9 protein-coding genes are annotated in these 10,349 nt (G+C 60.2%); all 9 read right to left on the bottom strand.

From position 1 onward, the window contains the following. Window positions 1–377: 377 nt before the first annotated feature. Complete coding sequence (gene msrQ / locus E8E78_RS19430) at window positions 378–989, bottom strand: protein-methionine-sulfoxide reductase heme-binding subunit MsrQ (protein ID WP_049275311.1); 612 nt, start codon at window positions 987–989, stop codon at window positions 378–380. After that, complete coding sequence (gene msrP / locus E8E78_RS19425) at window positions 989–2,002, bottom strand: protein-methionine-sulfoxide reductase catalytic subunit MsrP (RefSeq protein ID WP_049275310.1); 1,014 nt, start codon at window positions 2,000–2,002, stop codon at window positions 989–991. Before msrP ends, msrQ begins: the two co-directional genes overlap by 1 nt. Window positions 2,003–2,081: 79 nt before the next feature. Next, the gene (pssA, locus tag E8E78_RS19420) at window positions 2,082–2,933 is read right to left on the bottom strand and encodes a CDP-diacylglycerol--serine O-phosphatidyltransferase (protein ID WP_016501605.1); all 852 of its coding nucleotides are present in this window, start codon (window positions 2,931–2,933) and stop codon (window positions 2,082–2,084) included. A gap of 150 nt (window positions 2,934–3,083) precedes the next feature. After that, window positions 3,084–4,100: a ketol-acid reductoisomerase gene (gene ilvC / locus E8E78_RS19415; RefSeq protein WP_003250043.1), complete on the bottom strand. Its 1,017-nt coding sequence runs from the start codon at window positions 4,098–4,100 to the stop codon at window positions 3,084–3,086. A 54-nt stretch (window positions 4,101–4,154) separates the two neighbouring features. Then, window positions 4,155–4,646 (bottom strand): acetolactate synthase small subunit, encoded by a 492-nt coding sequence (gene ilvN / locus E8E78_RS19410; RefSeq protein WP_003250040.1) that lies wholly within the window; start codon window positions 4,644–4,646, stop codon window positions 4,155–4,157. 1 nt (window position 4,647) lies between these two features. After that, window positions 4,648–6,372, bottom strand: a complete 1,725-nt coding sequence (locus E8E78_RS19405; RefSeq protein ID WP_041168126.1) for an acetolactate synthase 3 large subunit — start codon at window positions 6,370–6,372, stop codon at window positions 4,648–4,650. Window positions 6,373–6,782: 410 nt separating this feature from the next. After that, window positions 6,783–7,115: a YqcC family protein gene (locus E8E78_RS19400; RefSeq protein ID WP_041167876.1), complete on the bottom strand. Its 333-nt coding sequence runs from the start codon at window positions 7,113–7,115 to the stop codon at window positions 6,783–6,785. Then, window positions 7,115–7,918 carry a tetratricopeptide repeat protein gene (locus E8E78_RS19395; protein ID WP_049275309.1) on the bottom strand — a complete coding sequence of 268 codons (804 nt, stop codon included), beginning with the start codon at window positions 7,916–7,918 and terminating at the stop codon, window positions 7,115–7,117. Before E8E78_RS19395 ends, E8E78_RS19400 begins: the two co-directional genes overlap by 1 nt. 15 nt (window positions 7,919–7,933) lie before the next feature. After that, entirely contained in the window at window positions 7,934–10,255 is a 2,322-nt protein-coding gene (gene mrcB / locus E8E78_RS19390) for a penicillin-binding protein 1B (protein ID WP_016501609.1), read from the bottom strand. Window positions 10,256–10,349: the final 94 nt, after the last annotated feature.

The following is a 10,349-nucleotide window of genomic DNA, read 5'->3' as shown; positions in this document are numbered from 1 at the left end:
TTTTTCCGAGAAACTCGTTTAGCTTCAAACACTTAACTCGCTGCGATCTCTCGTAGCGGGAGGTGAATCATACAGCGTTTAGAAGCGCTGTCAACCACCATTTCAACCGCTTGCGATCTTTCGATCGTAGCCCTTTCAGCAGCACCTTAACTATCTAACTCATTGAATCTCAAGGAGTTTGTCGTTCCGATGTCGCTGGAAGTGGGGCGCATTATAAGGGGATTCGGAAGGGCGTCAACCTTTAATTGCAGTTATTTGGAATATTCCTGGCGAAGGCCGTATCAAGGGCCACCAGGTGTCCGCCACAAGATCAAAGGCAAGCACCTTTCACAGCCACTACTATCTCAAGACTGGCCCCTGGCAGCCCCACCTCACTCTCAAACCGCCCTACCCTGCTTCCTGCCAACCCTCGAAAGCCCCCGCCCAACAGCAGGAATCCGCAGCACTATCAGCAAAGTACCGATAAACGCATACACAGCCCACTCCCGCAGGTCCGAGCGCACAATCCACAAAAAGTGCAGCAGCCCCAGCCCAAGAACCAGATACACCAACCTGTGCAGCTTCTTCCATCGCGCCCCCAGCCGCCGTTGGCTATAACGATTCGAGGTAACCGCCAACGCCAGCAAGCACAGGAACCCCAGCGCACCGACAATAATGTAGGGCCGCTTGCGCAGCTCCACCGCCAACTGCCCCCAATCCAGCCCAAGAATAAAGAACAGGTAACAGAGGATGTGCAGCACTATATAAGCAAACACCCATAACCCCAGCTGCCGGCGCACCACAATCCAGCCCGACCAGCCCGTCAGCTTCTGCAGTGGGGTCATACTCAAGGTCACCAGCAGGAAGGTAAGCGCCCCAAGCCCAAAGCGATCCATCATGATCTTCCCAGGGTCAGGCCCCAGCAGGTTCATCGCCGCCTCATATAGCCACCACGCCGGAAACACGCATCCCACGATGAAGATCGCCAGGCGAAACCAGGGGTAACGCATCAATAGTTCTTCCGCAGATCAAGCCCTGTATACAGCGACGCCACTTCATCAGCGTAACCATTGAACATCTGCGTCTCTCGCACATTGGGGCTGAACAACCCGCTGGGCAACCGGCGTTCGCGAGCCTGGGTCCAGCGCGGGTGATCGACCTGCGGGTTAACGTTGGCATAGAAACCATATTCATCCGGCGCCAGCCCTTCCCAGGTCGTGCCGGGCTGCTCAGCCACCAGGCTGATGCGCACGATCGACTTGATGCTCTTGAAGCCATACTTCCACGGCACCACCAGGCGCAAGGGCGCGCCATTCTGATTGGGCAGTTCGCGGCCATACATGCCGACCGCCAGGATCGCCAGCGGATGCATCGCCTCGTCCAGGCGCAACCCTTCTCTATAAGGCCAGTCGATCAAGGCGAACCCTGAACGCTGCCCAGGCATATGCTGTGGATCTTTCAACGTCTCGAAGCGCACATAGCGCGCCCTGGAAGTCGGCTCGACCCGCTGGAGTACCTGCGCCAGCGGGAACCCCAGCCACGGGATGACCATCGACCACGCCTCTACACAACGCAGCCGATAGATCCGCTCTTCGAGCTGATAAGGTTTGACGAAGTCTTCCAGCGCATAGCGCCCGGGCTTGCCCACCTCACCATCCACCACGATCGACCACGGTTCGGTCTTCAGGCTGTCGCCATTGGCGGCCGGGTCGCCCTTGTCAGGCCCGAATTCATAGAAGTTGTTGTAATGGGTAGCATCTTTGAACGGCGTGATTGCCTCGCCCTTCACCGTCACCGCCTGCCAGCGCGTGGCAGCGAGCTTGTCAGTAAACCAGGCAGGTGCGGCACCCGCCTGCACATCGGCATAACGGGAAACCTCAGCAGCGCCCGCCCTGCCCGGCAATGCGCCCAGCGCCAGGCCGGCCAATGAGCCACCCAGCAGGGTGCGACGGGAAAGGTAGATGCCTTCGGGCGTGATCTCCGACGCCTTGCACTCGGAAGACCTGGGAAGCTTGATGAGCATGGGCGGCTCCATAGCACTGGATAACGGATGTACCAGTAAGACTATGGAGCCGGAGGGTTATTCCAGCGTTAAGCAATTTTCACGCTTTGCGCCGGCGCGCCTTCAACAGGAACTGGATCGGCCCCGACGCTGCATAGGCGAGGAAGATAAGCAGCAGGATGCGCGGCGGGTCGCTGAAAACGACGGCAAACACCAGCACCACGGCAAGGATGGCCACGAATGGTACGCGCCCCTTGAGGTCCAGCTCCTTGAAGCTGTTGTACTTGATATTGCTGACCATCAGCATGCCGGCAGCTGCCACCAGCAGCGCCACCAGGAACGACAGCTTGGAGCCCTGGATACCGTAATCGCTGAACGCCCACACGGTACCCGCTACCACACCTGCGGCAGCCGGGCTGGCCAGGCCGATGAAGTAACGCTTGTCGGCGGTACCGACCTGGGTGTTGAAGCGCGCAAGGCGCAGCGCGGCACCGGCCACATAGATGAAGGCGACCATCCAGCCGACCTTGCCCATGTCACCCAGCGCCCAGCCAAAGGCCAGCAAGGCAGGGGCCACACCGAATGCAACCATGTCCGACAGCGAGTCATACTCGGCACCGAAGGCGCTCTGGGTATTGGTCATGCGCGCAACGCGGCCGTCCAGGCCGTCGAGCACCATGGCCACGAAGATGGCGATGGCGGCGAAGGCGAAGTACTTGCTCGCCTCGCGCGGGTCACCGGCACTCAGGGCGCTCTGTGCGCTCATCGAGCTGATGATGGAATAGAAGCCAGCAAACAGGTTGGCGGTGGTGAACAGGTTGGGCAGCAGGTAGATGCCGCGGTGGCGCACCTTGCGGCCTTCGGCGTCGTGCCCTTCTTCAATGTGCTCATCGATAGGTAGCAGGCTTTCGGCGTCGGAGGGCTTGTTCGGCTCTTCGGGACGTTCGCTCATAAAGGGTACCTTGCAACAGGATGGAAAATGTTCGACACGGGCCCGCGAAACAGGTTCTGACAGCAGGCCACTGGTCTGCTTTATACCAGAAGCGGGCTGCCAGAACGAAAAAACGCGGCCGAAGCCGCGTTTTTCATCTTTCGATAAGACTTAGTTCTTGGTCTTGTCGACGATTTTGTTAGCCGAGATCCACGGCATCATCGAGCGCAGTTGCTCGCCGATGATTTCGATACCGTGAGCGGCGTTGTTGCGGCGCTTGGCGGTCATCGATGGGTAGTTGGTAGCACCTTCGGAGATGAACATCTTCGCGTACTCGCCGTCCTGGATGCGCTTCAGGGCGTTGCGCATGGCCTTGCGGGATTCTTCGTTGATGACTTCCGGGCCGGTGACGTACTCACCGTATTCGGCGTTGTTGGAGATCGAGTAGTTCATGTTGGCGATGCCGCCTTCGTACATGAGGTCAACGATCAGCTTCAGTTCGTGCAAGCACTCGAAGTAGGCCATTTCCGGCGCGTAGCCAGCTTCGACCAAGGTTTCGAAACCGGCCTTGACCAGTTCAACGGTACCGCCGCACAGAACAGCCTGCTCACCGAACAGGTCGGTTTCGGTTTCGTCCTTGAAGGTGGTTTCGATGATGCCGGTACGGCCGCCACCAACGCCCGAAGCGTAGGACAGGGCAACGTTCTTGGCATTGCCCGAAGCATCCTGGTAGATAGCGATCAGGTCAGGAATGCCGCCGCCTTTGACGAACTCGGAGCGAACGGTGTGGCCCGGGGCCTTCGGCGCGATCATGATCACGTCGAGGTCGGCACGCGGAACAACCTGATTGTAGTGGATCGAGAAGCCGTGGGAGAAGGCCAGGGTAGCGCCCTTCTTGATGTTCGGCTCGATCTCGTTCTTGTACAGAGCGCCCTGGAACTCGTCCGGGGTCAGGATCATGACCAGGTCAGCCGCAGCGACAGCGGTAGCAACGTCGGCAACTTTCAGGCCGTGGGCTTCAGCCTTGGCAACGGTAGCCGAACCTTTACGCAGACCGACGGTAACGTCTACACCGGAGTCCTTCAGGTTGCACGCTTGAGCGTGGCCCTGGGAGCCGTAACCGATGATGGCGACTTTCTTGCCCTGGATGATGGAAAGGTCGCAGTCTTTATCGTAGAAAACTTTCATGAAATACCCCTGGTTATATCTCGGCCCCTGCGGAGCCATCGCTAATTTTTGAATTTAGATGCTGAGCACTTTGTCGCCACGGGCAATGCCGGTAACGCCGCTGCGCACGGTTTCGAGAATCGATGCAGTGCCGATCGCCTGGATGAAGCTGTCCAGTTTGTCGCTGGTGCCGCTCAGCTGCACGGTGTACACGCTGGCGGTCACGTCGACAATCTGGCCACGGAAGATATCCGTGGTGCGCTTGATCTCGGCGCGCTGGGCACCGGTGGCCTTGACCTTGACCAGCATCAGTTCACGCTCGATGTGAGCACTTTCCGACAGGTCGACAAGCTTGACCACTTCGACCAGCTTGTTCAGGTTCTTGGTGATCTGTTCGATCACTTCGTCATGGCCAACGGTGGTCAGCGTCAGACGCGACAGGGTCGGGTCTTCGGTCGGCGCCACGGTCAGGCTTTCAATGTTGTAGTTGCGCTGGGAGAACAGGCCGACCACACGGGACAACGCACCTGGTTCGTTTTCCAGCAGCAGGGAAATGATGTGCCGCATATCAGGTACGCTCCGTCTTGCTCAGCCACATGTCACGCATCGAGCCATCCTTGATCTGCATCGGATAGACGTGCTCGCTGCGGTCAACCGCGATGTCGATGAACACCAGACGGTCCTTCATCGCAAACGCTTCTTCCAGCTTCGGCTTGAGGTCCTTCAGGCTGGTGATGCGGATACCCACATGGCCATAGGCCTCGGCCAACTTGATGAAATCAGGCAGCGACTCGACGTACGAGTGCGAGTGACGACCGTTGTAGGCCATGTCCTGCCACTGGCGAACCATGCCCAGCACACCGTTGTTCAGGTTGACGATTTTCACCGGCAGGCCGTACTGCATGCAGGTGGACAGCTCCTGGATGTTCATCTGGATGCTGCCTTCGCCAGTCACGCAGGCAACGTCCTGATCCGGGAAGTTGAGCTTGACGCCCATCGCCGCCGGGAAGCCGAAGCCCATGGTGCCCAGGCCACCGGAGTTGATCCAGCGGTTCGGCTTGTTGAAGCGGTAGTACTGCGCCGCGAACATCTGGTGCTGGCCCACGTCGGAGGTGACGAAGGCATCGCCATGGGTCACTTCGCACAGGGTTTCGATGACTTTCTGCGGCTTGATGACAGTGCCGTCGCCCTTGTCGTAAGGGAACATCTCGCCATCGCCACGCCATTCGTCGATCTGCTTCCACCAGGCATCCAGCGACGCCTTGTCAGGCTGCTCGCCGATTTCCTTGAGGATACCGAGCATTTCGCTGAGCACGCTGTCGACCGGGCCGACAATCGGCACGTCGGCCTTGATCATCTTGGAGATCGACGCCGGGTCGATGTCGATGTGGATGATCTTGGCGTTCGGGCAGAACTTGGCCGGGCCGTTGACCACACGGTCGTCGAAGCGTGCGCCCACAGCGAGGATCACGTCGGCGTTGTGCATGGCCATGTTGGCGGTGTAGCTGCCGTGCATGCCGAGCATGCCGAGGAACTGGCGGTCGGTACCCGGGAAGCCACCCAGGCCCATCAGGGTATTGGTAACCGGCAAGTTCAGCGACTTGGCGATTTCGGTCAGGGCTTCGGAGCCACCGCCGAGAATCACGCCACCACCGGAGTAGACGATCGGGCGCTTGGCAGCCAGGAGCATCTCGGCGGCCTTGCGGATCTGCCCGGAATGGCCACGGACCGCCGGGCTGTAGGAGCGCAGCTTGACCTTTTTCGGGTAAACGTATTCGAACTTTTCGGCCGGGTTGGTCATATCTTTTGGAATGTCGACCACGACCGGACCTGGGCGACCGGATTGCGCCAGGTAGAACGCTTTTTTCAGGACTTCCGGGATCTCGGTCGGGTTCTTGATCATGAAGCTGTGCTTCACGATCGGCCGCGAGATACCAATCATGTCTGTTTCCTGGAAGGCATCGGTACCCACCATGGTGCTAGGCACCTGGCCGGACAGGATGACCATCGGAATCGAATCCATATAGGCGGTGGCAATGCCGGTGATGGCATTGGTCGCGCCCGGGCCGGAGGTTACCAGCACCACACCGGCCTTGCCGGTGGCGCGGGCGTAGCCGTCCGCCATATGGGTTGCCGCCTGCTCGTGACGAACCAGGATGTGTTCCACTTCCGGTTCTTTGAACAGTGCGTCGTAAACATGCAGGAGAGCACCACCAGGGTACCCGTAGATGTGCTTAACGCCTTCGTCACGCAAAAAGCGGACGACCATCTCAGCGCCAGATAAAAGCTCCACGTTGTTCACCTCTAAAACGCCAGAATACCGTCCCTAGTGGACGGGTCTTAATAGGTTTACTGCCAAGCAGAGCATGAGCGAAAACGTCAGCACTGACTGAGCAAGTATTGGGAGCACCCCAGAGTGTTGCGGGGCTTTCCCACCCAGCGCGAGGTAACGCGTTGCGGGGTGTAACAGGTCGGCGCGGGTGTGCACCTCATGATCTGCTTAGCGGGTCTGCTTCTGGCAGTCCCTCTACAGCGGAAGTTGGATTCTTGTGATTCGGCGCCAACATGTCAAGAAAAATTATTGCCAATTTTTCCCCAAGATGAATTCCTGCCACCACTAAAAATCGCTTCAGCAGCAGAATAAATAAGATTTCCATAAAAAAGGGCCACAATCTGCGGCCCTTGAAGGGAAAACTGAAGAAATCAGGCGGAAGGAGCGATCAATTGGTCAAATGCTGCCAACAGGCGGCGCAGCTCACGACTTTGCTCCGGCCGGTCGGTAAACACAGTCTCGGCCATGACCAGGATGCTGGAGGCGTTGGGCAACGGCTGACCGAGCTCGATGATGATCTTCATCCGCGGCAGGAAGATCCATTGCAGCCACTGCTCGAAACTGAGGGTATCGACCGCGAACGGGACGGTACTGGCCAGAGCCTCGTCACTGGGTGGCTCGTCATCCCACCACCCTTGCACCACCAGTTCACGCTCGATCAGCAACAGATGGTCGGCAATGTCCAGAATACGTTGCTCGATCATCACGAATTGACCCGCGCCTTCTGCCGGGCCAGTGCCGCGCCAGCGCTGTCACCTTGCTTTTCACGGGCCTGGGCGATGGTGTTCCACAGCTCGGCCTGCAGGCTTGGGCGGCCGTTGGCGTAAGTCAGGGCGCGACGCGCCAACTGCTCGGCCTGCGCTGCATCACCCTGCGACAGGCGCACCTGAGCCAGGCGATACAGCACCTGCGGCTCACGCGGGGCAATGCGCTGGGCACGCTCCAGGCTCGAAGCCGCTCCGTTGAAGTCACCACTGCCCTGCTGGGTCTGCGCGGTGGTCAGCAGTGCCAGCACCGGGCCGTCCAGTTGCTCGTCGGCCGACAGACCACCGGCAGCGGTGCTGCTGCGCGGAATGCCTGTTGGCGCGCTGGTGCTTGCCGGGGTGCTGTTCATCGCCGCGATGTCGAACGGCTCGTCGGCGATCGGGTTGGGGTTGGTGGTCATCGGCGCCGAACTGACGGGGCCAGAAGTAATCGGGCCCGGCGTGATTGGCGAGGTGCTGATCGGCGCCGCGCCATTGGCAGCCGGGAACGTCTGGATGCCAGAAGCGCCAGCGCCCTGCGGGATCATCACGGTCACGCCCGAGTCTTCGGGCAACGTCTGCGCTTGCGCGGTGCCCGTGTTATAGCCACCCGCCGAGCGGTTGGCCGTCACGCGCTCGCTGTTTGACACGCGAGTGCTCGAATCGACCACCGGAATATTACCGCGCGGAACGCTAGAGCACCCCTGGAGCACAGCCAACGCCGTCACGGCAGGAAACAGCCACTTGTTCACGTCACACCTCATCAATGCAGCCTGTGCTTAATTCATCCAGCCTTTGACCCAGTCCATGACTGATTCTGCAGGATTCTGCTCGCCGCCACAGGTCGCGCCGGCGGGCGGTTCACTCCCGCGAATATACGGCATCTGCACCGCTCCCGGACAGCTGCCATCAGACCCATGGCCAGTGTACGGGTCGATCCAGGCCTGCACCACGTTGTCCGGCTGCGGCATGTCCAGCGGTAGCGGGTCGGCCTTCTTCATGAAGCTGGTCCACACCTGCAGGGCACCGGTGGCACCGGTAAAGGGGGTTTTGCCGTTATCGTCACGGCCCATCCACACCACGGCCAGCAGGTCCTGGCTGAAGCCGGAGAACCAGCTGTCGCGCGAGTCGTTACTGGTACCGGTCTTGCCCGCCAGGGTCAGCGAGCGCGGCAAGGTGTTGTACACCGAGCGCCCGGTACCTTCCCGCATGACCCGCTGCATGGCGTTTTGCACCAGGTAGATGGCCCCCGGGTCGAAGGTTTGCTGGATCTGGAACGGGTAGCGCTTGAGTGGCTCGCCCTCGGCAGTCAGCACACTGCGGATACCGCGCATCGGGGTATTGAAACCGCCGTTGGCGATGGTCTGGTACATGGTCGCAACCTGCATTGGCGACATGCCACCGGCCCCCAGCAACATGGCCGGGAAGGCTGGCCAGTCGACATTTACCCCCAGCCGGCCAATGGTCTTGATCACATTGGGCACGCCCACTTCCAGCCCGAGCTTGGCGGTCGACAGGTTGTAAGAGTTGGCAAGGCCCTGATACAGGTAGATGGTGCCATGCGGTCGACGGTCGTAGTTTTGTGGGCGCCATACCTGGCCATCGGCACCCTTGACCGAAAATGGCTCGTCCTGCACCCAGCTGGTCAGCGTGTACTTGCTCGGCTGCTCCAGCGCAGTCAGGTACACCGACGGCTTGACCAGCGAGCCGATCGGCCGCACAGCATCGATGGCCCGATTGAAACCGGCGAAGCCTGCCTGGCGGCTACCGATCAGCGCCTGTACCTCACCGGTTTCCGGGTTGGTCACGACCATGGCCGATTCCACCTCGTCAGCACCTTTGCGCCCCGAAAGGCGCTTGAAGGTCTCGCTCATCGAGGTTTCGGCCTTCATCTGCAGAATCGGGTCGAAGCTGGTGAAAATACGCAGGCCTTCTTCGGTCAAGTCTTCGTCGCGGTAGTCCTGGCGCAGCTGACGCTTGACCAGGTCGAGGAAGGCCGGGAACGAGCTGTCGGCCAGGCTGCCGCGCTTGGTCACGCCCAACGGCATCTTCTTCGCGGCATCGACTTCCGCCTGGCTGGCCACGCCCTGTTCGGCTACCAGGTCGAGCACAAGGTTGCGGCGGGCCAGAGCGCGGTCAGGGTAGCGCCGCGGGTTGTAATAGGACGGCCCCTTGACCATGCCAACCAGCAAGGCGATCTGATGCAGCTTCAGCTCCGAAAGCGGCTGGCTGAAGAAGAACTGGCTGGCCAGGCCGAAGCCGTGAACGGCACGCTGGCCATCCTGACCGACAAACACCTCGTTGAGGTAGGCCTCGAGAATCTCGCGCTTGTCGTAGTGCAGCTCAAGCAGCATGGCCATCATCGCCTCGGTCAGCTTGCGGCTGAGGCTGCGCTCGCTGCTGAGGTAGAAGTTCTTCACCAGCTGCTGGGTCAGGGTACTGCCGCCCTGGCGCATCGAGCCGGACGAGGTGTTGACCCACATGGCCCGGGCGATGGACTTGGGCGACACGCCATAGTGGCTATAGAAGTCGCGGTCTTCAGTCGCCACGAGGGTTTCGAGCAAGTACTTGGGTACCTGGTCGATCTTGATCAGGATGCGGTCTTCGAGGTTTTTCGGGTAGATACCGCCGATCATCAGGGGTTCAAGCCGCACCACGTCGAGCGCCTTGCCGTTGGCAGCCGACAGGCCCGCCACGTAATCGCCTGAGAAACGCACGCGTACGAACTGTGCTGGCTCCATGCCCTCGTAGAACTGAAAACCACGGGTATTGAGGTCGACGGTATTGCCGTTGACGGCCGCCGCACCCGGGCCGTTGGCCGCACTTTCGCGCCGGTAGCCGAGCGCGTCGAGTTCGGTAAGGAAGTCGTTCTTGCTCAGTTTCTGACCAGTGAACAGCTCCAGCGGCCGGGCATACACCTTAGCCGGGATGGTCCAGCGCTTGCCGGAGAACTTCTCCTGGACAACGGCATCGAGGTAAACCGCGAAGCCGGCAACGATCACCAGGCCTACCAGGCTGAGCTTCAAAGCCCAGCCCAGCCAGGCGCGAGAGCGGCCGGTCGGGCGTTTCTGAGGGGTACGGGGATTTCGGGTTCGGGTCATGGCGGCGGATTATACGCACTTTATAAAGGCTGGGCAGACGGCCCAGCGGTAGGCAGGGACGGCACCATTGACCATAATGGCGCATTCGAATTCC

Source organism: Pseudomonas sp. BN505 (assembly GCF_029873175.1).
In the GTDB taxonomy this organism is placed as follows: domain Bacteria; phylum Pseudomonadota; class Gammaproteobacteria; order Pseudomonadales; family Pseudomonadaceae; genus Aquipseudomonas; species Aquipseudomonas putida.
Note: the sequence above shows the minus strand (reverse complement) of the source record. Positions and strands in the feature narration are given on the sequence as shown.

Coding starts and splice junctions, on each gene's coding strand:
- msrQ (WP_049275311.1), bottom strand. CDS start 989: ATGCGTTACCCCTGGTTTCGCCTGGCGATCTTCATCGTGGGATGCGTG.
- msrP (WP_049275310.1), bottom strand. CDS start 2,002: ATGCTCATCAAGCTTCCCAGGTCTTCCGAGTGCAAGGCGTCGGAGATC.
- pssA (WP_016501605.1), bottom strand. CDS start 2,933: ATGAGCGAACGTCCCGAAGAGCCGAACAAGCCCTCCGACGCCGAAAGC.
- ilvC (WP_003250043.1), bottom strand. CDS start 4,100: ATGAAAGTTTTCTACGATAAAGACTGCGACCTTTCCATCATCCAGGGC.
- ilvN (WP_003250040.1), bottom strand. CDS start 4,646: ATGCGGCACATCATTTCCCTGCTGCTGGAAAACGAACCAGGTGCGTTG.
- E8E78_RS19400 (WP_041167876.1), bottom strand. CDS start 7,115: ATGATCGAGCAACGTATTCTGGACATTGCCGACCATCTGTTGCTGATC.
- E8E78_RS19395 (WP_049275309.1), bottom strand. CDS start 7,918: ATGAGGTGTGACGTGAACAAGTGGCTGTTTCCTGCCGTGACGGCGTTG.
- mrcB (WP_016501609.1), bottom strand. CDS start 10,255: ATGACCCGAACCCGAAATCCCCGTACCCCTCAGAAACGCCCGACCGGC.